Here is a 24051-nt window from a genome sequence, read left to right on the forward strand (position 1 = left end):
GATGATTATCGACACCCATCTGCACCCCACCAACCTGGTCGACGAGGCCTGGCGCCATACCGGCGAACCGTTCACTGGCGAGCGCATGCTCAAGCTGATGGACGGCCCGTACATGATCAACGGCAAGCCTCGGCGTATCGACATGGGCTTCATCCAGCCACCACCGGGCAACACCGGTTACCGCGACGGCAACCGCCGGGGCCGTGAAGGCGTGCGCGACTACATGTCCTACATCGCCGAGCTGTGCATGAAGTACCCGGACCGCTTCATCGGCAACTTCAACTTCAACCCGCGCTGGGGCCCGGAAAACGGTGCGGCGGAGCTGGAATTCCACATCAAGGAGTACGGCTTCAAGATGCTCAAGCTGCACGCCAACATGCACGGCTATCGCCCGGACCGCGCACTCGACTGGTTGCGCCCGGCGATGAAGGTCTGCGCCAAGTACAACATCGTGGTGTTGATCCATACCGGCGACGGCCCGTACACCATTCCGACGATGTTCTACCCGATCATCCGCGAGTTCCCGATGGTCAATTTCGTCATCGGTCACTTCGGCATCCAGACCGGCGGCAACTACTCGTTCGAAGCGTTCTGGATGGCCATGGATACGCCGAACGTCTACTGCGAATCCGGCTGGTGCTTCCAGTCGCGGATCGTCGAATTCGCCAAGGATTTACCGCGCAACAAGATCGTGTTCGGCACGGATTCTCCGCCGAACGAACCGGGGATGTGGTTGCGCGAACTTGAGGTGCTGTGTTCTCCGGCGCCACAGGGCTTGGGGATTGATGAAGATCACCTTGAGGACTACCTGGGCAACAACATCGCCCGGTTGTGCGGCATCGAACCGACACCACCACCCAAGGACCTTATCGAGGCGGACATTCGCCTGACCACCACGTACCTCTAGATAACGCAGACCCTTGGGGTAACAAGGAAACCCTGTGGTGAGGGGATTTAGCGAAACGTCGCACCGCCCCGTTGGGTCGCGAAGCGGCCCTATAACCGGCGACCCATTTCTCCTGGCACATCGCGCGAACCGGGTTTACGACTGCTTCGCAGCCGAACGGGAGCAAGCTCCCTCGCCACAAGGGATCTGTGCACAGAGCACACAGCGACTTTACAGGCACGAAGATGACCCGGCGTTCGTTCGACCGGCAGGCCAACGGCTGGCCGCGCGAACGCCCTCTCACCCCTGCGTGCCTGCTTTTTACGAGGTGAAACCATGACCCTCTCGACGCTCGGCGATACCCAGGATTTCCACGATTTCATCGATGCCTATCGCCGGCAGTACCCGGACGATGTGCTGACCGTTCAGCAACAACTCTCTGCCGATCAGGACGTCACCGCCCTGGTCGATGCCCTAGCCAGCCAAGGTCGCGACCCGCTGCTGATCTGCGAAAAGGTTGGCCATCTCGGCGTGCCAGTGGCCACCAACCTGTTCGCCTCCCGAACCCGCATCGCCCGGATCTTCGGCGTAACCCCGGCGCAACTGCACGAGACCTTCCAGGCCCGCGCCAACAATCCGATTCCGCCGCGCTACGTCGACACCGGCCCGGTGCTGGACGAAATCTTCGAAGGCGAAGCCGTGGACCTCGCGTTGCTGCCAATGCTCAAGCATTTCGACAGTGATCGCGGGCCCTACATCACCAACGCCATCATCATTGCCGAAGACCCGATTACCGGCATCGCCAACATGAGCTATCACCGCTCGATGCGCCACGCTCGCCAGACCCTCGCCACCAGCCTGCATTCGCGCGGTCACCTGTGGCGGATGCTGCAAACCGCTCGCGAGCGTGGTGAAGAATTGCGCGTGGCCATGGTGGTCGGCGCGCATCCGTTATTCATGCTCGCCGCCGCAGCACGCTTGCCCTACGGCAGTGACGAACGTGCCGTGGCCGGTGGCCTGTTCGGCGCACCACTGGAACTGGTCAAGACCCCGCGCTACGGCATCGGTGTGCCGGCTTATGCCGAGTTTGTACTGGAAGGCGCCATCGACCCGGCGGCGTATGCCGAAGAAGGTCCGTTCGGCGAGTTCAGTGGTTATTCCTCGGACCGCTCGACCAACAACGTGCTGCGGGTCGATACCCTGATGCGGCGCAAGGATGCCTGGTTGGTCGACGTGGTCGGCGGGCGTTACGCCGAACACCTGACCCTGGCGCGGCTGCCACGGGAAGCGGAGATGAGCGAGAAACTCAAGGCACGTTTCCCGGCCGTCACCGCAGTGCATTACCCGAATTCCGGCACGCACTTTCATTGCTACGTGGCACTGGATCAAAGCCGCGACGGTGAAGCGCGGCAGATCATGCTCGCCCTGCTCGGCTGGGACCCGTACCTGAAAACCGTGATCGCGGTGGACAGCGACATCGACATCACCGATGACAGCCAAGTGCTCTGGGCATTGGCCACGCATTTTCAGCCACATCAGGACATCTTCGTCATCGACGGCTTGCCCGGCAGTCCGCTCGATCCGTCGTCCTCGGTCAACGGCACTACTTCGCGCATGGGGCTCGATGCAACGCGCGGTTCGGGGTTTGACGGAATCAAGGCGCAACTGGATCAGGACGTGGTCGAGCGCGCGCGCAATCTGCTCAAAGGCTATCAATCATGAGCCGCCAGCGGATGGTGGTCGGGATCAGCGGCGCATCGGGGTTTATCTACGGCGTGCGTTTGCTGGAGCTGCTCGCCGAGCTGAACATCGAAACCCACCTGATCATCAGCCGTGCCGCGCTACTGACCATGGCCCATGAAACCGACTACAAACTGGCGGACGTGACCGCGCTGGCCAGCCACTACCACCGCGCCGACGATGTGGCGGCCGGGATCGCCAGCGGTTCGTTCCGTTGCCTGGGCATGGTGGTCGCGCCGTGCTCGATGAGGACGCTGGCGGAGATTGCCACGGGCACTTCGTCAGGGCTGATCGGACGCGCCGCTGACGTCACTCTCAAAGAACGCCGCACGCTGGTGTTGATGGCCAGGGAAACCCCGCTGACCCTCGCCCACCTGCGCAACATGACCGCCGTCACCGAAATGGGCGGGATCATCGCCCCGCCGGTGCCAGCCTTCTACGCCCGCCCGCACAACCTTTCGCAAATGGTCGATCACAGCCTCGGCCGTGTCCTCGACCTGTTCGATCTCGACGCCGGCGTCTTACAACGCTGGCGAGAACCTCAATCAAATACATCACCTGAGACAAACACCTGTGGCGAGGCGGCTTGCCCCCGTTCGGCTGCGAAGCAGTCGTAAACCGGTCAACGCGTTTTGCCTGTTTCACCGCGTTGTCGGGTTTTGGGGGCGCTGCGCACCCCAACGGGGCGGTGCGACGTTTCGCTAAATCCCCTCGCCACAAGGGTTACACACCAAAAATTTCATTACCCGAATTCAATGTGCACCGGTCAATTCGTCATCAAGGAGCATTACATGAACAGTCCATTCAACGCCCCAACCCCGAACCGAAAAATCCCGGTGACCATCCTCACGGGTTTCCTCGGCGCGGGTAAAACCACCCTGCTCAACTACATCCTCAAGGAAAACCACGGCCGAAAAATTGCCGTGATCGAAAACGAATTCGGCGAAGTCGGCATCGATGGCGACCTGGTGCTCAGCTCCGAAACCGAAGAAATCTACGAGATGGTTAACGGTTGCGTGTGCTGCACTGCCGAGGTTCGCGAGGACCTGGTGCGCATCGTCCGCGAACTGGTGGCGCGTCCGGTGCGGCTCGATCACATCCTGATCGAAACCAGCGGCTTGGCCGATCCGTACCCGGTGGCGCAGAGCTTTTTCATCAACGACCCGATTGCCGAGGATGTGGAACTCGACGCCATCGTGACCATGGTCGACGCCAAGCACATCGCCCAGCACCTGGAGGATTTGCAACTCGACGGCGTCGACAACCAGGCGGTGGATCAGATTGTTTGCGCCGACCGGATCGTGATCAACAAGGTCGATCTGGTCAGCGCCGAAGACGTGGAAGCGTTGCGGGGCAAGATTCGCGGATTGAACGCCACGGCGGAACTGGTGACGTCCAGTTATGCCGAGATCGACCTGACGAAAATCCTTGGCATCGGCGCGTTCGAATCGACTCAGAAACTGATGGAGATCGGATCGGAGCATGACCATCACGCTGAAGAACATCATCACGATGAACCGGACCATGAGCACGATCCGAGCGTGTCCTCGGTTGGGATCGCCGTGGACGGCGCGGTGAATCTGGGCGCGTTCCATCGCTGGATCACCAAGCTGCGCAGCGAGCAGGCCGACAACCTTTACCGCATGAAAGGCGTGCTGTCGGTGGCGGACCAGGACCAACGCTACGTGCTGCAGGGCGTGCACAGCCTGGTCGAGTTTCGCGCCTCGACCTCGTGGGGCACGGAGCCGCGCTCCAGCAAGATTGTGTTCATCGGCCGCGACCTGGACCGCGCGGCGCTGAACCAGGGCTTTGCCGCCTGCCTGGCAGGCTGAACACAGCATCGGAGCCGGTGGATGGCGGCTTCGCAGCACGAATGACTGATGCCCAATGGGCTTTGCAAATCTGTGAAGTGAACTCTGTATGAGGTTCTGAGCTGAGGCAATTTACTCTTGCTGAGGCAATTTCCCTGTGGGGAGGCAGTTAATTTGTGGCGAGGGGATTTAGCGAAACGTCGCACCGCCCCGTTGGGGTGCGAAGCGCCCCAAAACCTGAACTCGCGGTTTATCAGAAAAACCGCATGCACTGGATTTGCGACTGCTGCGCAGCCGATCGGGACGGTGCGACGTTTCGCTAAATCCCCTCGCCACAGGTTCTCCTCTGAACAGTCAGGCTCATTTCAGCAAGGGTTCTTCAGTGCTCCCGGATCCAAAGGCATCAGAACGAATACCCCTCTCTACCGAATAAAAACAGCAAGAGGTGTTTCCCCATGTCGTCAGCCACTACCGTCTCCACCGTGCACCCGGTCGACCAGATTTTGCCAGTCCGGCAAATGCTCACCCTCGGCCTGCAACACATGGCCGTCTCGTACATCGGCGCTATCGCCGTGCCGTTGATTGTCGCCAGCGCCTTGAAAATGTCCCAGGCCGATACGGTGGTGCTGATCAGCACCACGCTGTTCTGTTCCGGCATCGCCACGCTGTTGCAAACCGTCGGTTTCTGGAAATTCGGCGTGCGTTTGCCGATTCTCCAAGGCGTGGCGTTCAGCAGCGTCGGCCCGGTGATCGCCATCGGCACCAACCCCCAAGTGGGGTTCGCCGGGGTCTGCGGGGCGGTGATCGGCGCGGGGATTTTTACCATGCTCGCCGCGCCATTCGTGGGTCGATTACGCCGGTTTTTCCCACCGGTGGTGACCGGTTGCATCGTCACCGTGATCGGTTTGCAGCTATTCCCGATTGCTTATGAGTGGGTCGGCGGCGGCCGCAACGCCAGCAACTTCGGCGCCCCGGCCTACCTCGCCGTCGCCGCCGTGGTGTTGGCGACCATCCTGTTGGTCAACCGTTATGGCAGCCCGATGATGCGCAACATGGCGGTGCTCTTTGGCATGTTGGTTGGCGCGGGGCTGGCTTACGCGCTGGGCATGGGCAGTTTTCAAAGTGTGCAGGAATCGCCCTGGTTCACTGTGCCCTACCCGTTCTACTTCGGTTTACCGACGTTTAGCGTGATCCCGATCGCCACCATGATCGTGGTGATGATCGTGCAGATGGTCGAGTCCATGGGGTTGTTCGTGGCCATCGGCGACATCGTCGACAAACCGGTGGAAGAGAAACAAGTGATCAACGGCCTGCGCGCCAATGGTCTGGCCAGCACCATTGCGGGGATGTTCGCGGCGTTTCCGTTCATTGCCTTCATGGAAAACGTCGGGCTGGTGATTTTGACCGGCGTGCGCAGTCGCTGGGTGGTGGCGATCAGCGGTTTGCTGATGTGCACGGTGGCACTGGTGCCGAAGGCCGGGGCAATCATTGCCTCGATGCCCATGGCTGCGCTGGGTGGTGCCGGGATTGCGATGTTCGGTGTGGTCGCGGCGGCTGGGATTCAGACCCTGGCCAAGGTCGATTACGAGCGCAATCGCTACAACGTGTTGATCGTCGGTTTCACCATCGCCGCCGCCCTGGTGCCGGTGCTCGCGCCGACCCTGTTCAAGCAAATGCCCGAGTGGTGCCAGCCGTTCCTGCACAGCAGCGTGGTGATCGCCTGCCTGGTGTCGGTGTTGCTCAACGCCACGCTCAACGGCGTCAGCGTTCCTGATGCACCCGCTAAATCTGCCTCCCACATCCTCTGACCGGAGCCGACCATGACTCAACTGCAAAATATCCTGATCAAGAATCCCGTGGCGGTGATGACTGGCCTGCGCGGCCCGCGTGCCCGGGCCGGCAATGTCGACATCCGCATCGTCAATGGCCGCATCGCCGAAATGGCGGCTGGATTGGTGGCGCAACCCGGTGAACGAGTGATCGATGCGCGCAACGCTGTGGTCTATCCGGGCTGGATCAACACCCACCATCACCTGTTCCAGAACCTGCTCAAAGCCGTGCCCGAAGGGTTGAATCAAGACCTGCAAGGCTGGCTCGCCAGCGTGCCCTACCCGCGCCTCAACCGGTTTACCCCGCAACTGACAAGGATCGCTGCACGACTGGGAATGGCGGAACTGCTGCTGTCCGGCGTGACCACTTGCGCCGATCACCACTACCTCTATCACGCCCATGGCAGCACCGAGAGCGGCGATACGCTGTTCGACACCGCTGATGAATTCGGCCTGCGTTTCGTGCTGTGCCGGGGCGGCGCGCTGGGGTCGGCCAGCGCCCATCCGGGGTTCTCGAAAACCGCACTGCAACCGGAGACGCTGGACCAGATGGTCGGGGACATCGAGCGGCTCAAATCCCGCTATCACCAAGACACGCCAGACGCGATGCGCCGGGTCGTGGTCGCCCCGACCACCCCAACCTTCTCCCTGCCTCCGACCTTGCTCCGCGAACTGGCGCACACCGCCCGTGGGCTCAACTTGCGCTTGCACACGCACCTGTCGGAGACGCAGAACTACGTCAACTTCTGCCGCGAGAAATACAACTGCCTGCCGGTGGAGTTCGTCGCCGAACACGAATGGCTCGGCCCCGACGTCTGGTTCGCCCACGCCGTGCACCTACAACCCGGCGAAATCCGCATGCTCGCGCAAACCGGCACCGGCATTTCCCATTGCCCTGTGAGCAATGCACGCCTGGGCAGCGGCGTCGCGCCAGTGCCGCAAATGGTCGAGGCCGGGGTGCCGATTTCACTGGGGGTCGACGGTGTAGCGTCCAATGAATCCGGGAGCATGGTCGGCGAAGCGCACACGGCATGGTTGATTCACCGAGCAGAGCAAGGAGCGTCGGCGACCACCGCTGAAGAGGTGATCCACTGGGGCACGTCGGGTGGCGCGCAAGTGTTGGGGCTAGGCGCGGTCGGGACGTTGGAAGTCGGGCAAGCGGCGGATCTGGTGATCTATGGCCTGGACCATCCACGGTTCTTTGGCTTCCACGATATTGCCGTGGCGCCCGTGGTCGCGGGCGAACCGATTGCCGTGAAATACAGCCTCGTCGGTGGTCGCGTGGTGGTGGATGACGGCGTGATACCGGGGTTGGACTTGCAGCAAATGCGTGCTGACGCGTGGGAAGGTGTCCAACAACTGATGAACGTCGACGACTGAAAACCCCTGTAGGAGCTGCCGCAGGCTGCGATCTTGTCTTTTTAAAAACAAAGTCAAAAGATCGCGGCCTGCGGCAGCTCCTGCACCGGTGGCCCAGTTCGCGCTCCATCGCTTTGTCGACTAAGGTTATCCCCTCATCGGATTGAGCCCCTGCCAGCCACACCGGGCTCTTCATCAAGGAGAGACTGATGACGTCGCGTCGCAACATCGAACAGACCTATCGCACCTGGTCCAGCCCCATTCTGCTGGAGCTGAAAAAACGCGAACACCAGATGGCGCCAGTCGAGCGCCAAGCGCTGGAGAACGTCCTGGTGGAAAGACGGTTGCTGGACGTAGGCAACCCAAAGGGCCATGACCGCCGCACAAAAACCACCACCCCGGATTAATCCAATACCCCTTGTAGGAGCAAAGCTTGCTCGCGAACGCGGGGTGTCAGGTAGCAGCCTTGCAAGCTGTGCTGGCGCCTTCGCGAGCAAGCTCGGCTCCTACAGGGTTTTGTGTTGTCGCAGATTTCGGGAACACCGCGAAACATTGTGGGATCTGGGCTTGATTGCGAAAGCGGGGTGTCAGGTAGCAGCCTTGCAAGCTGTGCCGGCGCCTTCGCGAGCAAGCTCGGCTCCTACAGGGTTTTGTGTTGTTGCAGATTCCGGGAACACCGCAAAACATTGTGGGATCTGGGCTTGATTGCGAAAGCGGGGTGTCAGGTAGCAGCCTTGCAAGCTGTGCTGGCGCCTTCGCGAGCAAGCTTGGCTCCTACGGGGTTGTGTGTAGGCCCAGTTTGAGTAGTTGCTTGCGCAGTATTGACGGGGTGAGGACGGCCAGTCCTGCGTGCCAGTCGAGCGTCTGCAGTTGACTCAGCTTGTGTTGGCTGGGTAGTGGCTCTGCCAGCAAACAGCTTTTCCGGTCGCGAATGCTGATGAGGTTCAGCAGCCAGTCTTCGCCCTGCTTCGCCATCCAGTGGCTCATCGTCGTCCGGTGTTTTTGCAACAACGCATCGGCATCCCACACGGTCATTTGCGCAAAGATCTGCGGCAGATTGCTTTCGGGTTTCATCCGTTTCAAATCAACTGCCAATGCACCGACAAGGTCTGATTCGATACTGGCCTGGCATTCGAGGAAATACTGCTCGGGCCAGTCTTTCGTCAGTTTCGCCCGTGGCGCGAGGTCGGCGTAGGCGTCGATGTCCGCTGGCGTGGTCATCTGGCTGGTGAAATTCAGGGTGTTGTCGAGAATCGCGGTGGCCAGGAGCGCGGCGCTTGGCTGACTGATTCGATGCAGCAAGTCGGCCGCCAGCCAGCGCTGAAATACCTGAGTCGCCGCTGCGCCGATCGGGCGGATGTCGGCGGCTAAACCAAGTTTCTTTGCCCAATAATCTTCGTTACCCGGATGATGGTCGATGACTTCCACGACCTGATCGAGCACGACCATTGGATCAAAGTGGTGATAGTCGGAAACGTCGACCAAGACAAATTCGTCGCCGGGCATCGGTGCCGCGTCGTGCAAGAAATTGCCCCAACCGCGCACGGTGCTGGAAACACTGGCGTTGGGTTTTGCGCTACTCACGGCGCGGGCGGGAATGCCTTGCAGATTGAGCAATTCTGCGTAGGCAATGCAGCAGGCGTAGGCGTCGATGTCCAGATAGGACGCGCCAGAAGTGATGATTTTCATGGGCTGGCAACATCACACATTTCCATGACATTTGGGTGACAGGCAAAGATCGCAGCCTGTGGCAGCGCCTACACAGGTCTGCGATCTATTGATGTTTATGCGGCGGCTTTACCGGCCGCGACCATCGCCGACGCCGCCAACATCGCCCGCAACAACACCGCACACCCCGCCGCCAGATCATCCGGTGCGGCGTTTTCGATTTCGTTGTGGCTGATGCCACCTTCGCATGGCACGAAGATCATCCCGGCTGGACCGAGTTCGGCGAGGAAAATTGCGTCGTGCCCTGCTCCGCTGACGATTTCCATGTGCGACAAGCCCAGCCCTTGGGCGGCGCCGCGGACGGCTTCGACGCAGCCCTTGTCGAAGTACAGCGGCGGGAAGTCGGCGGTGGGGGTCAGTTCGAAGGTCAGGCCGTGTTCCTCGCAGGTGGTTTCGATGACTTGGCGAACTTCGGCGATCATCGAATCCAGGCGCGCCGGCTCCAGGTGCCGGAAGTCGAGGGTCATGCGCACTTCGCCGGGGATGACGTTGCGTGAGCCGGGGTAGGCTTGCAGGCAACCGACGGTGCCGCAGGCGTGGGGTTGATGGCCGAGGGCGGCGCGATTGACCGCGCCGACGATGACGGCGGCACCGACCAGGGCGTCCTTGCGCAGGTGCATTGGGGTCGGGCCGGCGTGGGCTTCGACGCCGCGCAGTTTCAGGTCGAACCACTTCTGGCCGAGAGCGCCCATGACGATGCCAATGGTTTTGTGTTCGTCTTCGAGGATCGGGCCTTGCTCGATGTGCGCTTCGAAATAGGCGCCGACCGCGTGGCCGCTGACTTTGCGTGGTCCGGCGTAGCCGATGGCGTTGAGTGCTTCGCCAACGGTGACGCCGTCGGCATCGACCTTGGCCAGGGTTTCTTCGAGGGTGAATTTTTCCGCGAACACGCCTGAGCCCATCATGCACGGGGCGAAACGCGAGCCTTCTTCGTTGGTCCAGACCACCACTTCCAGCGGCGCTTCGGTTTCCACGCCGAGGTCATTGAGGGTGCGCAACACTTCAACCCCGGCGAGCACGCCGAAGCAGCCGTCGAACTTGCCGCCGGTGGGTTGGGTGTCGATATGGCTGCCGGTCATCACGGGTGGCAGGTTTGGATTGCGGCCGGGACGGCGGGCGAAGATATTGCCGACGGCGTCTATGGTGACGGTGCAGCCCGCCTCTTCGCACCAGTTGACGAAAATGTCCCGGGCCTGGCGGTCGAGGTCGGTCAGGGCCAGGCGACAGACCCCGCCCTTGACCGTGGCACCGAGCTTGGCCAGTTCCATGAGCGACTGCCACAGGCGGTCGCGATTGATGTGCTGATGGGTGGATTGCAGAACGTCTACGGCAGCGTTCATGGGGATCTCCTCAGGCTGCGTTTCTTATGGATATTTCTCTGGTTTCTGGTAGATCGCCTTCGCGAGCAAGCCCGCTCCCACAGGGGAACGCATTTCAAATGTGGGAGCGGGCTTGCTCGCGAAGGGGCCATCCGCTACACCGAAGATTTCACAACAGACGGACTGGTCCGCATCGAACACAACCCGTAGTAAATCAACCCTCCCAGCGCCGAGCCGGTAAACCAGCCATAGCTGTAAAACCAGCTGAATGCGCTGCTACCGAGCGAGAGCAACGTCAGCACCACCGGCACGCCAAACGCGATAAACCCAAACCAGTTCCACGCCGGATAGACGTCATCACGATAGAGCCCGGCCAGGTCCAGTTGCTGTTTCTTGATCAGGAAATAGTCCACCACCATGATCCCGGCAATCGGTCCGAGCAGGCTGGAATAGCCCAGCAACCAGTTGGAATAGACGGTTTCCAGGCTCACGTTCGAAACGATCAGCCCAAGCTTTTTCAGCAGTTCATGCCCCATCAGCAGCAACCCGACCAGACCGGTGAGCATCACTGCTTTAGTGCGGTTGATCACCTTCGGCGCGATGTTCTGGAAGTCGTTGGTCGGCGACACGATGTTGGCCGCCGTGTTGGTCGAGAGCGTGGCGATGATGATCAGCGCCATGGCTAACGCAACCCACACCGGGCTCTGGATATGCCCGATCAGGCTGACCGGGTCAGAGACGGTGACGCCCACCAGTTTCACCGACGCGGCAGTCATGATCACGCCGAGGGAGGCGAACAGGAACATGGTCAGCGGCAGACCGAAAATCTGCCCGAGGATCTGATCCTTCTGGCTTTTGGCGTAGCGGCTGAAGTCCGGGATGTTCAGCGACAGAGTGGCCCAGAACCCGACCATCGCCGTCAGCCCGGCGGCGAAGTAACTGATCACGCTCGCGCCTTCAGGGCGTTTCGGTGGAATCGCCAGCAATTCGGTCATCGACACGTTGGGCATCGCCCACACCAGCAACCCAATGCCGACCGCCACCAACAATGGTGCGGACAGGGTTTCCAGCCATTTGATCGATTCGGCACCGCGCAGCACCACCCACAGGTTCAGCGTCCAGAAGATCATGAAACCGATGACTTCGCCGGTGCCGCCGAGGGATTTCCAGCCGTCGAAAATCGAGCCCAGGAACAGGTGAATCGCCAACCCGCCGAACATCGTCTGGATGCCGAACCAGCCGCACGCCACCAGCGCCCGAATCAGGCACGGTACGTTGGAGCCGAGGATGCCGAAGGACGAGCGCAGCAACACCGGAAACGGGATGCCGTACTTGGTGCCGGCGAACGCATTGAGGGTCAGCGGGATCAGCACAATCAAGTTGGCCAGCAGAATCGCCAGCAGCGCTTCGCCAACGCTCAAGCCAAAGTACGCGGTGAGCACGCCGCCGAGGGTGTAGGTCGGCACGCAGACCGACATGCCGATCCACAGCGCGGTGATGTGCCATTTGTTCCAGGTTCGTTCGTGCACCTTGGTCGGTGCCATGTCGTGGTTGTAACGGGGACTGTCGAGGACGTCGGTGCCGGCTTCGAGCTCAAACAAGCCGTCGCGCTCGGTCACTTGCGATCTGATCTGTTGCATGGCCGCTCCACTGTTCTTTGAATTATTTTTGCTCATCAGGGGCTGGTAGGCGGACGCGCCGCACACCGGGCGATGGCCGGAGTACTTGCATGTGAACACGCACTTCACTAACCGGCCTGGCTTGTCAGCGCCAGCACTCAATAAACGTGCCGACTGTTGCGCCGAGCTTCCCGACCTGTCCGTATAGCGCTTTCAACTGTTTGATGTTTAAACGCTTTTATTCAAATTATTGAGCCATATTGCTTACTTGTTTCATCTCTCAGGCAAAAGACCAAGACAAGTTACTCGAACAGCCAGGTTCAAAGTGGTGCACGGTTATTTTCAGCAAAGCGTCTGGGCCGCGACTCTTTAGCGTTCAAGCAGCTGATTTACCATGACAAATCTCGCTCAAATCTGGTTCCTGTCAAGTGCGTCAAAATGGTGAAAGCCCTCACCATTTTGGTGATTTATATTTTTAATCCTTATATTTCAATACTTTATGTACGTTATAAGCTTATAAAAAATATTCTTGCTCATTCCAATAACACCAGCTAGTTTCTATTCCTGACAGCCCTGACAGGAATACACCTGTTTGCGGCCGCTTCATATAAAACATTTAGAACCGGCATAAGTCGGTCATGCCTGCGAGGAACTCGGAATGTCTCTGTTGATCCGTGGCGCCACCGTTATTACCCATGATGAAAGTTATCGCGCCGACGTCTATTGCGCCGACGGCGTGATTAAAGCCATCGGCAACAATCTGGATGTTCCGGCGGGTGCCGAAGAACTCGACGGCAGCGGCCAATACCTGATGCCCGGCGGCATCGACCCCCACACGCATATGCAGCTCCCGTTCATGGGCACCGTGGCCAGTGAAGATTTCTTCAGTGGCACGGCGGCGGGTCTGGCCGGTGGCACGACGTCGATCATCGACTTCGTGATTCCCAATCCGCAGCAGTCGTTGATGGAAGCGTTTCATCAGTGGCGCGGCTGGGCCGAGAAGTCGGCGTCGGACTACGGCTTCCACGTGGCGATTACCTGGTGGAGCGAGCAGGTCCGCGAGGAAATGGCCGAACTGGTCAGCCATCACGGCATCAACAGCTTCAAACATTTCATGGCGTACAAGAACGCGATCATGGCCGCCGACGACACCTTGGTGGCGAGTTTCGAGCGTTGTCTGGAACTCGGTGCGGTGCCGACCGTGCATGCGGAAAACGGCGAACTGGTCTATCACCTGCAACGCAAGTTGATGGCCCAGGGCATCACCGGCCCGGAAGCGCATCCGCTGTCGCGACCATCGCAAGTGGAAGGCGAAGCCGCCAGCCGGGCCATCCGCATTGCCGAAACGATTGGCACGCCGTTGTACTTGGTGCATGTCTCGACCAAGGAAGCCCTCGACGAAATCACTTACGCCCGCAGCAAGGGTCAACCGGTGTACGGCGAAGTATTGGCCGGGCATCTGCTGCTGGACGACAGCGTCTACCAACACCCGGACTGGCAGACCGCCGCCGGTTACGTGATGAGCCCGCCCTTCCGCCCCCGCGGTCATCAAGAAGCGCTTTGGCACGGCCTGCAATCGGGCAACCTGCACACCACGGCCACTGACCATTGCTGCTTCTGCGCCGAGCAAAAAGCCGCCGGGCGTGACGACTTCAGCAAGATCCCGAATGGCACCGCCGGTATCGAAGACCGCATGGCGGTGCTCTGGGATGAAGGGGTGAACACCGGTCGCTTGTCGATGCAGGATTTCGTCGCCCTGACCTCCACCAACACCGCGAAGATTTTCAACCTCTACCCACGCAAAGGCGCGATCCGCGTTGGCGCCGATGCCGACCTGGTGCTGTGGGACCCGGAAGGTACGCGAACCATCTCCGCCAAAACCCACCATCAGCAGGTGGACTTCAACATCTTCGAAGGCAAGACCGTGCGTGGTGTGCCCAGCCATACCGTCAGCCAGGGCCGCGTGGTCTGGGCCGATGGCGACTTGCGCGCCGAGCGCGGCGCCGGGCGGTACATCGAACGGCCGGCGTACCCGGCGGTGTTTGATTTGCTGAGTAAGCGGGCTGAGTTGCACAAACCTACCGCCGTCAAGCGCTGACCCCTGTGGCGAGGGAGCTTGCTCCCGCTGGCCTGCGCAGCAGGACCAACACCAGTCGACCCTGGGTGTCAGGTGTATCCAATCGACTGGATATGGGGCGGCTTCGCCGCCCAACGGGAGCAAGCTCCCTCGCCACAGGTTATGCATGAACACCCAATGCCCACCAGAGGCAGCACCTCAAAAAAACATGAGGCCTTAAACCGTGATCAAGACCCTGAACCACCTCCCGCATCCCTACGAGAATGCGGCCACCCTCGCCGGCCATTTCACCGATCTGGCGCCGCCGCTCAACGACCGTCAGGCGCATCTGGAAGCCTCGCGCTGCCTGTATTGCTACGACGCACCGTGCGTGAACGCCTGCCCGAGCGAGATCGATATTCCGTCGTTCATCCGCAATATCCATCAGGAAAACGTCCAGGGCGCCGCGCAGAAAATCCTCTCGGCAAACATCCTCGGCGGCAGTTGCGCCCGGGTTTGCCCGACCGAAATCCTCTGCCAGCAAGCCTGCGTGCGCAACAACGACCATGAGTGCGCGCCGGTGTTGATCGGCCTGTTGCAACGCTATGCCGTCGATAACGCAAATTTCAGCGAGCACCCGTTCCAGCGCGCTGCCGCTACCGGCAAGCGCATCGCGGTGGTCGGCGCCGGCCCGGCCGGTTTGTCCTGCGCTCACCGCAGTGCCATGCACGGCCATGACGTGGTGATTTTCGAAGCGAAGGAAAAGGCTGGCGGCCTCAATGAATACGGGATCGCCAAGTACAAACTGGTGGACGATTACGCGCAAAAGGAACTGGATTTCTTGCTGCAAATTGGCGGCATCGAAATCCGTCATGGTCAGAAACTCGGCGAGAACCTGACCCTGAGCGAACTGCACCAGCAATTCGACGCGGTGTTCCTCGGCCTCGGCCTGGCCGCCAGCAAACAACTCGGGCTCGATCACGAGGACGCGCCGGGGCTGGTCGCCGCCACCGACTACATCCGCGAACTGCGCCAGGCTGATGACCTGACACAACTGCCCTTGGCCGATCATTGCATCGTCCTCGGCGCCGGCAACACCGCCATCGACATGGCCGTGCAAATGGCTCGTCTCGGGGCTCATGACGTCAATTTGGTGTACCGCCGTGGCGTCGAGGACATGGGCGCCACCGGTCATGAACAAGACATCGCCAAAGCCAATCAGGTGCGCTTGCTGACCTGGGCACAACCGGAAGAAGTGTTGCTCGACGATCAGGGCAACGTGCGCGGCATGCGTTTCGCCCGTACCCACATGGTCGAAGGTCGCTTGCAAACCACCGGACAAACCTTCGAACTGGCCGCCGATGCGATCTTCAAAGCCATCGGCCAGGCCTTCGATGGCAGCGCCCTCGCCGACCCGCTGGCCCGGGAGCTCAAGCGTCAGGGCGAACGCATTCAGGTGGATGAAAACCTGCGTACCAGCATCCCCGGCGTGTATGCCGGTGGCGACTGCACCAGCCTCGATCAGGACCTCACGGTGCAAGCGGTGCAACACGGAAAACTGGCCGCAGAAGCCATCAACGCTCAACTCATGCTCAACGTGGAGGCTGCGTAAATGGCCGATCTCTCGATTGTCTTCGCTGGCATCAAAGCCCCCAATCCGTTCTGGCTGGCCTCCGCGCCGCCCACCGATAAAGCCTACAACGTGGTCCGCGCTTTCGAGGCCGGCTGGGGCGGTGTGGTCTGGAAAACCCTGGGTGAAGACCCGGCGGCGGTCAACGTGTCATCGCGGTACTCGGCACACTTCGGGGCTAACCGCGAGGTCATGGGCATCAATAACATCGAGCTGATCACCGACCGCTCGCTTGAGATCAATCTGCGGGAAATCACCCAGGTCAAAAAGGACTGGCCGGACCGCGCGCTGATCGTCTCGTTGATGGTGCCGTGCGTCGAAGAGTCGTGGAAGTTCATCCTGCCGCTGGTGGAAGCCACCGGCGCCGATGGTATCGAACTGAACTTCGGCTGCCCTCACGGCATGCCGGAACGGGGCATGGGTGCGGCGGTCGGCCAGGTGCCGGAGTACGTCGAACAGGTCACCCGCTGGTGCAAGACCTATTGCTCGCTGCCGGTGATCGTCAAACTCACGCCAAACATCACCGACATCCGTGTTGCCGCCCGCGCGGCCCACCGTGGCGGCGCCGATGCGGTGTCGCTGATCAACACGATCAACTCGATCACCAGCGTCAACCTGGAACAAATGGTCGCGATTCCCACGGTTGGCCATCAAAGCACCCACGGCGGTTATTGCGGTTCGGCGGTGAAGCCGATTGCGCTGAACATGGTCGCTGAAATCGCCCGCGACCCGCAGACCCAAGGCCTGCCGATTTGCGGCATCGGCGGCATCGGCAGTTGGCGCGATGCGGCTGAATTCATCGCCCTGGGCAGCGGCGCGGTGCAGGTGTGCACGGCGGCGATGCTGCATGGCTTCCGGATTGTCGATGAGATGAAGGACGGCTTATCACGCTGGATGGACAGTCAGGGTTACACCAGCATTTCGCAGTTTTCCGGGCGCGCGGTGGGCAACACCACGGACTGGAAGTACCTGGACATCAACTATCAGGTGATTGCGAAGATTGATCAGGAGGCCTGTATCGGTTGCGGGCGTTGCCATATTGCTTGCGAGGATACGTCGCACCAGGCGATTGCCAGCCTCAAGCAGGCGGATGGGACGCATAAATATGAAGTGATTGATGATGAGTGCGTGGGGTGCAATTTGTGCCAGATCACTTGTCCGGTGGCGGATTGTATTGAGATGGTGCCGATGGACAGTGGGAAGCCGTTTCTGGATTGGAATCATGATCCGAGGAATCCTTACCATGTTGCCCTTTAGGATCTGCTGCGCCTGATCTGACGCCTTCGCGAGCAAGCCCGCTCCCACATTTGGAATGCATTTCAAATGTGGGAGCGGGCTTGCTCGCGAAGGGGCCATTGGCTGCGCTGAAAATCTCAGGGTTCCAACCCAATCCCGCGCAATATCACACTCGTCACCGTCTGCACCGCCCGCTCGAACTGCATGTCCGACAACGCCTGATGATCATTCAGGATATTCACCTGATGATCAAAGTCCGCGTAATGCTGGGTCGACGCCCAGATCATGTACAGCAACGCTGAAGGCTCCACCGGCAAGATCCGTTTGTCCTCGACCCACTGGCGAATTTTCGCTTCTTTCATCTTGGCCCAGTCGTACAGGCTGACGTCCAGCGCCTCACCCAACGTTGGCGCGCCGTGAATAATCTCGTTGGCCCAGACTTTCGAACCGTACGGCCGGCTGCGGGAATGGTTCATCTTGGCGCGGATGTAGCTGCTGAGCACCACGCGCGGGTCGTCGAACATCTCAAAGCACAAGGCGTCCTGCTTCCAGACTTCCAGCAGGTCGAACAACACCGCGCTGTACAACTCGCTTTTGGTGCTGAAGTAGTAATGCAGATTGGAGCGCGGCAGTTGCACTTCGGCGGCGATGTCCGCCATGGCGGTGCTGCCGAAGCCTTTTTCGGCGAAAACCTTCTCCGCCCCCAGCAGAATTTTCTCGACGTTACTGCGACGAATCTCGATCTTGTGATTGCCCATGAGGGCTCCCTGACAACAACGTTGTTGAAGACTAGCATCCGCTCTGCCACCGGGGCGACCGCTGCAAACAAAACTTCGTACTGGCGTGGCCGGATGGCTAAACTGGCAGCTTCTTCGATCCTGCCTCAGAGGTATCCGCGATGCTGTTCAAGAACGTCCTGACCACTACTGCCCTGCTCGCCTCGCTGTTCGCCGCTTCGTCGGTATTCGCCCACGCCCATCTTAAAAGCCAGACCCCGGCCGCCGACAGCACCGTCGCTGCCCCCGCCGATTTGCGCCTGGTGTTTTCCGAAGGTGTTGAAGCGACCTTCACCAAAGTCAGCCTCAGCAAGGACGGCGCCGACGTTGCGGTGAAAAGCCTGGCCACCGAAGGCGCCGATAAGAAAACCCTGATCGTCACCCCGGCAGCGCCGTTGGCGGCGGGTGCTTATAAGGTCGAGTGGCACGCGGTGTCGGTCGACACCCACAAAAGCGAAGGCGCCTACAGCTTCAAGGTTGGCCAGTAATTCATGACCGACGCGCTGGTGCTGTGCCGCTTCCTGCATTTTGTGGTGGTGCTGATGCTGTTCGGGGCCTGGCTGTTCAGGCCGCTGTTGCTGAAAGCTGACGCCCACAACCTGGATCGGCAACTGGCGCAAGTCACCCGAGGGCTGACCGCCGTGGCGTTGGTCAGCGGCGTGAGCTGGTTGCTGCTGATCACCGCCAGCATGGCCGGGGCCTGGGACGCGGCGTTCGATCCCTCGACCCTGCGCCTGGTGCTGCGCAATACCTTTTTTGGCCAGGTCTGGACCTGGCACCTGCTGCTCAACGCCGTGCTGATGGGGTTGCTGCTGACACCACTGCGCACGAACGTGCCGTTGCGGTTGATCGTCAGCGGCCTGTTGCTCGCGACCCTGGCACCGGTGGGTCATGGCGCAATGCTCGACGGTCTCAGCGGCCAGTTGCTGATCCTCAATCAAATCATTCACCTGACCTGCGTCGGTGCCTGGCTCGGCGGGCTGATGCTGTTGGTGATGATTCTGCTGCACCCGAACAGCGACTCATTGAGCGCGGTTTTGCGCCGTTTCAGTGGGATCGGCTACGGCTTGGTCGCAGCGTTGGTGATCACCGGTTTGATTAACGTGCGAGTGCTGACCGGGGCGTTTTGGCCGACGCCGCTGCTGTCCGGGTTTGCCTTGATTCTGTTGATCAAGGTGGTGCTGGTCGCGGTGATGCTGGGGCTGGCGTTGTTCAATCGGTTGCGGATCAAGGACTGCGAGCAACGGGTTGGCGTGCTCAAGACCAGTGTAATTCTGGAGTGGTTGCTGGGGATGGGCGCGGTGGCGGCGGTTTCGCTGCTGGGCACCATGCCGCCGATGATCACAACCTGAAAATCAAAGATCGCAGCCTTCGGCAGCGCCCACAGGCGCGTAGGAGCTGCCGAAGGCTGCGATCTTTTGATCTCAATGCGGTTGGGTGTCGCCCGCGGCGGTGTCGATGCTGACCACCACCGACATCCCCGGCCGTAACCGTTCAATCTGTTCCTGATCCGCATCCACCGTCACCCGCACCGGCACTCGCTGGGCGATTTTGACGAAGTTGCCGGTGGCGTTGTCCGCCTGCAACAGGCTGAACTCGGAACCGGTGGCCGGTGAAATCCGCTGCACCCGCCCCTTGAATTTACGATGGTCGAGCGCGTCGACGGTGAAGCTCACCGGTTGGCCGACTCGCACGTCGTCCATCTGGGTTTCCTTCATGTTAGCAATCACCCACAACTGGTTCGGCACCAGCGCCATCAACTGCGCACCGGAGTTGACGTAGGCACCCAAGCGCACACCGATCTGTCCGAGCTGACCGTCACGCGGGGCCAGCACCCGAGTGTTGGACAGGTCGATCCGCGCCAGTTGCACCGCCGCTTCCGCGCTGGCCACCGCCGCTTCCAGCGAACCGCGATTGACGATCACGGTTTGCAGGTCCTGCCGGGCGATTTCCAGGTTGGCCTGGGCTTGGGCCACCGAAGCAATGGTCTGGGCGTTGGCGGCGAGGGCCACGTCCAGCTCACGTTTGGACACCGAGCCGTCATTCACCAGTTCTTGGTTACGCCGCAGATCGGCCTCGCTCTTGCGCGACTGTGCCTCGCTGTCGGCAATGGCGGCCTGACGCAACTTGATGGTTGCTTCGGCGCTGTTGCGCTGCTGCACGACATTGGCCAGTGCTGCTTTCTGCACCGCCAGTTGTGCCAGGGATTGATCGAGGTGTTGCTTGTAGATCCGGTCATCGAGGCGCACCAGCAGGTCGCCGGCCTTCACAAACTGGAAATCCGTCACCGGCACTTCGTACACATAGCCGCTGAGCTGCGGGCCGATGATTGTCACCTGGCCGCGGACCAAAGCGTTTTCGGTGGTTTCCACCGCGCTGCCGAAGGGCGGCAGTTGCCAGGCGTACAACACGATCAGCACACCGACGATGGCAATCGCCGCGAAGCCCATGGACGAGACGATCCGCACCCGCAACGAGCGCGGCTCAGTGGCCGGCGAGGACGGTGGCGCAACACCTTCGGGCGTGGCGGCGATGGCGTTGGTGGTCGTAGTGGTCGGTTCGGTCATGAAGAAGTGGCACCGCTGGATGGGACGGAAGGAGTGGCAGGCGCTGGGGCGACGGCTTGAGTAGTGCTCATCAGCCACAGGGCGCGAATGGAAATCCAGATCATGGTCAGCACGGCAATCACCGCGATCAGCATGAATACATCGTTATAGGCCAGCACATTGGCCTCGCGAGTTGCCGCCGTGGCCAGGCTGCGAATGCCCTGAAGATTGCGCAGGCTCGGGTCGGCGATCACCGAACCCACCGCGTTGCCGCCGCTCTGCACTCGAGCCGCGACACGCGGATCAAGCAAGGTCAGGTTTTCAACGATATTGCTGGAATGGAATTTCTCGCGAACGATCTGGAACGTGCCCAGTAGCGCCGCGCCGATCAGGCCGCCGAGGTTCTGGCAGATCCCGAACAGCACCGAAAAACTCACCAGGTTGCGCGGGTTGGTCAGCACGTTGCGCGTGCCGAGAACCATGGTCGGGCCGAGGAAAAACGTGCCGCCGAAGGCCAGTAGAAACTGGCTGAAGTACATGTTTTCCGGGCGAGTCAGGTTGTTCGAATAACTGTCCATCACCGAGCCGACCGCCATCAGCGCCAGGGATACGATCAGCGGCATGAACAGGTGTTTGGGGTCGATGGTCAGGGCACTGGTCGCCAGACCGGCGATGCTGCCGAGCAACATCACCACGTAGAGGCTGTGCAACTGCTGACTGCTCATGTTCAGCGCCTGCATAAACCCGACCGCGCCGGTGGACTGCTCCGACAGCACCATGCGAATCAGGATCACCGCCAGGGCCAGCCGAATCATCACGCCACTACCGAGCCAACGGGTCATCAGCATCGGGTTGCTGCGGTTATGTTCGATGGCAAGGCCGGCGAGGATCAGCACGATAGACGCCGCCGAGGCCACGCCGATCCATGGCGCTTCCAGCCACCAGTCGATGCGTCCCAGCGACAACACCGCACAGAGCAACGCCACACCTGTGGCGAGGATGGCGAAGGTCAGGAAATCAAGTTTTTCGAAGGTTTTGAAGCGATCGCCCGGTGGCAATTTAAGCAAGAAAACACAGCCCAACGTCAGCAGCGCCATGCCCAGTTCGAACAGGTATAAGCCGCGCCATTCGGCGATTTGCATCAAGTCTTCAGAGAATAATCGCGCCAGCGGTAATGCCAGTTGCGAAGTGCCGAGGCCCAGCACCAACGCCTTCATCCGCCATTTCGCCGGGAAGGCCTGGATCATGTAATACAGGCCGAGCGAACTCAGCGCCGCACCGACCATGCCGTGGGCCGCCCGCACGGCAATCGCCGAACTCAGGTCGTTGACGAACAAATGGCCGAAGGTCACCAGGGCGTAGAGCACCAGGAAGACTTCGGTGAACGCCCGCAAGCCGAACTGCTGGCGGAACTTCACCAGCAACAGGTTCATCGAGACGTTGGTCATCACGTAGGCCGCCGGCAGCCACGCCATCTCGGCGGTGGTCGCGCCGAGTGCGCCTTGCAGGTAAGGCAGGTTGGCAATCACCAGCGAATTGCCGAGGCCACCGGTCAACGCCACCAGCAAACCCACCAGCGCATACGCCAGCCGCTTGGGATTGGAGTGCTCGGGCGTCGAAGGGGAACCGGGCAAACTGGGCCGCTCGTGGGGCTGCCAATTGCGCGGGGCGTAGTGATCCATTCAATGGCCTTGTGCGAAAGGTGATTGAAGTTTGCCGCAAAATCACCGGCAACACACATCCCATGGACAACACAAATCCCTGTAGGCGCTGTCGAGTGAAACGAGGCTGCGATCTTTTGATTTTAAAAAAGCCAGATCAGAAGATCGCAGCGTGCCGTAGCTCCTGCAGGTTATCGTACAACCGAGGGTTGACTTTCCCGGGAAACGTAGGAAATATCCGCACCAGCGTTGTACGACGACGTATAACAAAAAATAAAAACAACAAAGCAACAAGGGAGCGTCACTGTGAGCAAGCTCGTCCGTCATTCCTCCGTCTGCACCCCTCGCCCGACCTTCGTACGCCGCCACACCTTGAGCCTGATCGGTTGCGGCAGCCTGGCCCTGGCCTTGCCCATGACCAGCCATGCTGAAGGTTTCGTCGATGACGCCACGGCCTCGCTGAACCTGCGCAACGCCTACTTCAATCGTAACTTCACCAACCCGGCCTACCCCCAGGGCAAGGCTGAAGAGTGGACGCAAAGCTTTATCCTCGACGCCAAATCCGGCTTCACCCAAGGCACCGTCGGCTTCGGCCTGGATGTACTGGGTCTGTTCTCGGAAAAACTCGACGGTGGTAAAGGCACCGGCGGTACGCAATTGCTGCCGCTGGATCACGATGGCCGCCCGGCGGACAATTTCGGGCGCTTGGGCGTGGCGCTCAAAGCCAAGGTGTCGAAGACTGAAATGAAGGTCGGCGAATGGATGCCGGTGCTGCCGATCCTGCGCTCGGACGATGGCCGTTCCCTGCCGCAAACCTTCCGCGGTGGCCAGGTCACTTCCAGCGAGATCGAAGGCCTGAAGCTCTACGGCGGCCAGTTCCGCGCCAACAGCCCACGCAACGATTCGAGCATGAGCGACATGTCGATGAACGGCAAAGCGGCGTTCACTTCGGATCGCTTCAACTTCGGTGGCGGTGAATACACCTTCAACGACAAACGCACGATGGTCGGCGTCTGGTACTCGCAACTCAGCGACATTTATCAGCAGGAATTTTTCAACCTGAGTCACAGCCAGCCAATCGGCGACTGGACGCTGGGCGCCAACCTCGGGTACTTCACCGGTAAGGAAGACGGCAGTGCGCTGGCCGGCGAACTGGATAACAAAACCACCTTCGCCCTGCTCTCGGCCGGGTACGGCGGCAGCACGTTCTATGTCGGCCTACAAAAACTCACCGGCGACAGCGTCTGGATGCGCGTCAACGGCACCAGCGGCGGAACCCTGGCCAACGACAGTTACAACAACAGCTACGACAACGCTCAGGAACGCTCCTGGCAAGTGCGCCACGACTACAATTTCGTCGCCCTCGGCATTCCCGGCCTGACCATGATGAACCGCTACATCAGCGGCGATAACGTGCACACCGGAGCAATCACCGACGGTAAGGAATGGGGCCGCGAATCGGAACTGGCCTATACCGTGCAGAGCGGCACACTGAAAAACCTCAACGTCAAATGGCGCAACTCGAGCATTCGCAAGGACTTCAGCACCAACGAATTTGATGAGAACCGGATCTTCATCAGCTATCCGATTTCGTTGTTGTAAAGCCAGCCGCCACACCGGGTTTCACCCTGTGGGAGCGAGCCTGCTCGCGAAGGCGGCGTGTCAGTCGATATAAATTCCAAATGACACAGCGCGTTCGCGAGCAGGCTCGCTTCCACAAGGGATTGCATTGCAAATACGGAACTGTGGTGATCGAAAAAGGAATAGCCCTTCCGTCATTTACACCGAAAGTCGCGTTGACAAGTTCCGGAAACCCTACCGATACTTCAGCGCAGTCATACGACAACCTACAACA

General features: G+C 60.3%; 19 protein-coding genes. 13 read left to right on the forward strand and 6 right to left on the reverse strand.

The features are described 5' to 3' along the window. The first annotated feature begins 1 nt into the window (after window position 1). The 7 genes from JFT87_RS21565 to JFT87_RS21595 all read left to right on the forward strand — a co-directional run bounded on the left by JFT87_RS21565 (window position 2) and on the right by JFT87_RS21595 (window position 8032). Entirely contained in the window at window positions 2-907 is a 906-nt protein-coding gene (locus JFT87_RS21565; RefSeq protein WP_201204406.1) for an amidohydrolase family protein, read from the forward strand. 315 nt (window positions 908-1222) lie between these two features. Beyond that, the gene (locus tag JFT87_RS21570) at window positions 1223-2608 is read left to right on the forward strand and encodes a UbiD family decarboxylase (RefSeq protein WP_201204407.1); all 1386 of its coding nucleotides are present in this window, start codon (window positions 1223-1225) and stop codon (window positions 2606-2608) included. Then, window positions 2605-3243 (forward strand): UbiX family flavin prenyltransferase, encoded by a 639-nt coding sequence (locus JFT87_RS21575; protein WP_201204408.1) that lies wholly within the window; start codon window positions 2605-2607, stop codon window positions 3241-3243. Before JFT87_RS21570 ends, JFT87_RS21575 begins: the two co-directional genes overlap by 4 nt. Before the next feature lie 174 nt (window positions 3244-3417). After that, on the forward strand, window positions 3418-4458 hold the full coding sequence (locus JFT87_RS21580; protein ID WP_201204410.1) for a CobW family GTP-binding protein: 1041 nt from the start codon (window positions 3418-3420) through the stop codon (window positions 4456-4458). Between the two features lie 434 nt (window positions 4459-4892). Beyond that, complete coding sequence (locus JFT87_RS21585; RefSeq protein WP_201204412.1) at window positions 4893-6245, forward strand: nucleobase:cation symporter-2 family protein; 1353 nt, start codon at window positions 4893-4895, stop codon at window positions 6243-6245. 12 nt (window positions 6246-6257) lie between these two features. Further along, window positions 6258-7646 (forward strand): amidohydrolase family protein, encoded by a 1389-nt coding sequence (locus JFT87_RS21590; RefSeq protein ID WP_201204414.1) that lies wholly within the window; start codon window positions 6258-6260, stop codon window positions 7644-7646. Between the two features lie 188 nt (window positions 7647-7834). After that, window positions 7835-8032 carry a hypothetical protein gene (locus JFT87_RS21595; protein WP_201204416.1) on the forward strand — a complete coding sequence of 66 codons (198 nt, stop codon included), beginning with the start codon at window positions 7835-7837 and terminating at the stop codon, window positions 8030-8032. Between the two features lie 367 nt (window positions 8033-8399). Here JFT87_RS21595 and JFT87_RS21600 read toward each other — a convergent pair whose 3' ends face one another. From JFT87_RS21600 to JFT87_RS21610, 3 genes are all read right to left on the reverse strand, one after another. Beyond that, window positions 8400-9314, reverse strand: a complete 915-nt coding sequence (locus tag JFT87_RS21600) for a DHH family phosphoesterase (protein ID WP_201204417.1) — start codon at window positions 9312-9314, stop codon at window positions 8400-8402. A 95-nt stretch (window positions 9315-9409) separates the two neighbouring features. Continuing rightward, on the reverse strand, window positions 9410-10693 hold the full coding sequence (locus JFT87_RS21605; RefSeq protein WP_201204418.1) for a Zn-dependent hydrolase: 1284 nt from the start codon (window positions 10691-10693) through the stop codon (window positions 9410-9412). A 134-nt stretch (window positions 10694-10827) separates the two neighbouring features. Continuing rightward, window positions 10828-12312 (reverse strand): NCS1 family nucleobase:cation symporter-1, encoded by a 1485-nt coding sequence (locus JFT87_RS21610; protein ID WP_201204419.1) that lies wholly within the window; start codon window positions 12310-12312, stop codon window positions 10828-10830. 637 nt (window positions 12313-12949) lie between these two features. On the opposite strand from JFT87_RS21610, the gene hydA reads away from it, so the two are divergent. The 3 genes from hydA to preA all read left to right on the forward strand — a co-directional run bounded on the left by hydA (window position 12950) and on the right by preA (window position 17234). After that, complete coding sequence (gene hydA / locus JFT87_RS21615; RefSeq protein ID WP_201204420.1) at window positions 12950-14389, forward strand: dihydropyrimidinase; 1440 nt, start codon at window positions 12950-12952, stop codon at window positions 14387-14389. Window positions 14390-14591: 202 nt separating this feature from the next. Then, a complete protein-coding gene (locus tag JFT87_RS21620; protein ID WP_201204421.1) occupies window positions 14592-15959 on the forward strand; it encodes an NAD(P)-dependent oxidoreductase in 1368 nt (455 codons plus the stop codon). Continuing rightward, the gene (preA, locus tag JFT87_RS21625; RefSeq protein WP_201204422.1) at window positions 15960-17234 is read left to right on the forward strand and encodes an NAD-dependent dihydropyrimidine dehydrogenase subunit PreA; all 1275 of its coding nucleotides are present in this window, start codon (window positions 15960-15962) and stop codon (window positions 17232-17234) included. It abuts the gene before it with no gap. 116 nt (window positions 17235-17350) lie between these two features. On the opposite strand, the gene JFT87_RS21630 is transcribed toward preA, so the two are convergent. Beyond that, the gene (locus tag JFT87_RS21630) at window positions 17351-17971 is read right to left on the reverse strand and encodes a TetR/AcrR family transcriptional regulator (RefSeq protein ID WP_201197383.1); all 621 of its coding nucleotides are present in this window, start codon (window positions 17969-17971) and stop codon (window positions 17351-17353) included. A 140-nt stretch (window positions 17972-18111) separates the two neighbouring features. On the opposite strand from JFT87_RS21630, the gene copC reads away from it, so the two are divergent. Both copC and copD read left to right on the forward strand, forming a co-directional pair. Continuing rightward, window positions 18112-18477, forward strand: a complete 366-nt coding sequence (gene copC / locus JFT87_RS21635; protein ID WP_201204424.1) for a copper homeostasis periplasmic binding protein CopC — start codon at window positions 18112-18114, stop codon at window positions 18475-18477. A 3-nt stretch (window positions 18478-18480) separates the two neighbouring features. Then, window positions 18481-19341, forward strand: a complete 861-nt coding sequence (gene copD / locus JFT87_RS21640) for a copper homeostasis membrane protein CopD (RefSeq protein WP_201204426.1) — start codon at window positions 18481-18483, stop codon at window positions 19339-19341. A 72-nt stretch (window positions 19342-19413) separates the two neighbouring features. On the opposite strand, the gene JFT87_RS21645 is transcribed toward copD, so the two are convergent. Both JFT87_RS21645 and JFT87_RS21650 read right to left on the reverse strand, forming a co-directional pair. Continuing rightward, window positions 19414-20556, reverse strand: a complete 1143-nt coding sequence (locus JFT87_RS21645) for an HlyD family secretion protein (protein ID WP_201204428.1) — start codon at window positions 20554-20556, stop codon at window positions 19414-19416. Continuing rightward, a complete protein-coding gene (locus tag JFT87_RS21650) occupies window positions 20553-22217 on the reverse strand; it encodes an MFS transporter (RefSeq protein WP_201204430.1) in 1665 nt (554 codons plus the stop codon). Before JFT87_RS21650 ends, JFT87_RS21645 begins: the two co-directional genes overlap by 4 nt. Before the next feature lie 285 nt (window positions 22218-22502). On the opposite strand from JFT87_RS21650, the gene JFT87_RS21655 reads away from it, so the two are divergent. After that, window positions 22503-23798 (forward strand): OprD family outer membrane porin, encoded by a 1296-nt coding sequence (locus JFT87_RS21655; RefSeq protein WP_201204432.1) that lies wholly within the window; start codon window positions 22503-22505, stop codon window positions 23796-23798. Window positions 23799-24051: the final 253 nt, after the last annotated feature.

It is taken from the genome of Pseudomonas sp. TH15 (assembly GCF_016651105.1).
Lineage (GTDB): Bacteria > Pseudomonadota > Gammaproteobacteria > Pseudomonadales > Pseudomonadaceae > Aquipseudomonas.

Bases quoted from the DNA above. Each gene is read 5' to 3' on its own strand.
- JFT87_RS21585 (WP_201204412.1), top strand. From the start codon at position 4,893: ATGTCGTCAGCCACTACCGTCTCCACCGTGCACCCGGTCGACCAGATT.
- JFT87_RS21605 (WP_201204418.1), bottom strand. From the start codon at position 10,693: ATGAACGCTGCCGTAGACGTTCTGCAATCCACCCATCAGCACATCAAT.
- JFT87_RS21600 (WP_201204417.1), bottom strand. From the start codon at position 9,314: ATGAAAATCATCACTTCTGGCGCGTCCTATCTGGACATCGACGCCTAC.
- copD (WP_201204426.1), top strand. From the start codon at position 18,481: ATGACCGACGCGCTGGTGCTGTGCCGCTTCCTGCATTTTGTGGTGGTG.
- hydA (WP_201204420.1), top strand. From the start codon at position 12,950: ATGTCTCTGTTGATCCGTGGCGCCACCGTTATTACCCATGATGAAAGT.
- JFT87_RS21595 (WP_201204416.1), top strand. From the start codon at position 7,835: ATGACGTCGCGTCGCAACATCGAACAGACCTATCGCACCTGGTCCAGC.
- preA (WP_201204422.1), top strand. From the start codon at position 15,960: ATGGCCGATCTCTCGATTGTCTTCGCTGGCATCAAAGCCCCCAATCCG.
- JFT87_RS21630 (WP_201197383.1), bottom strand. From the start codon at position 17,971: ATGGGCAATCACAAGATCGAGATTCGTCGCAGTAACGTCGAGAAAATT.
- JFT87_RS21570 (WP_201204407.1), top strand. From the start codon at position 1,223: ATGACCCTCTCGACGCTCGGCGATACCCAGGATTTCCACGATTTCATC.
- JFT87_RS21575 (WP_201204408.1), top strand. From the start codon at position 2,605: ATGAGCCGCCAGCGGATGGTGGTCGGGATCAGCGGCGCATCGGGGTTT.
- JFT87_RS21565 (WP_201204406.1), top strand. From the start codon at position 2: ATGATTATCGACACCCATCTGCACCCCACCAACCTGGTCGACGAGGCC.
- JFT87_RS21650 (WP_201204430.1), bottom strand. From the start codon at position 22,217: ATGGATCACTACGCCCCGCGCAATTGGCAGCCCCACGAGCGGCCCAGT.
- JFT87_RS21610 (WP_201204419.1), bottom strand. From the start codon at position 12,312: ATGCAACAGATCAGATCGCAAGTGACCGAGCGCGACGGCTTGTTTGAG.
- JFT87_RS21580 (WP_201204410.1), top strand. From the start codon at position 3,418: ATGAACAGTCCATTCAACGCCCCAACCCCGAACCGAAAAATCCCGGTG.
- copC (WP_201204424.1), top strand. From the start codon at position 18,112: ATGCTGTTCAAGAACGTCCTGACCACTACTGCCCTGCTCGCCTCGCTG.
- JFT87_RS21645 (WP_201204428.1), bottom strand. From the start codon at position 20,556: ATGACCGAACCGACCACTACGACCACCAACGCCATCGCCGCCACGCCC.
- JFT87_RS21590 (WP_201204414.1), top strand. From the start codon at position 6,258: ATGACTCAACTGCAAAATATCCTGATCAAGAATCCCGTGGCGGTGATG.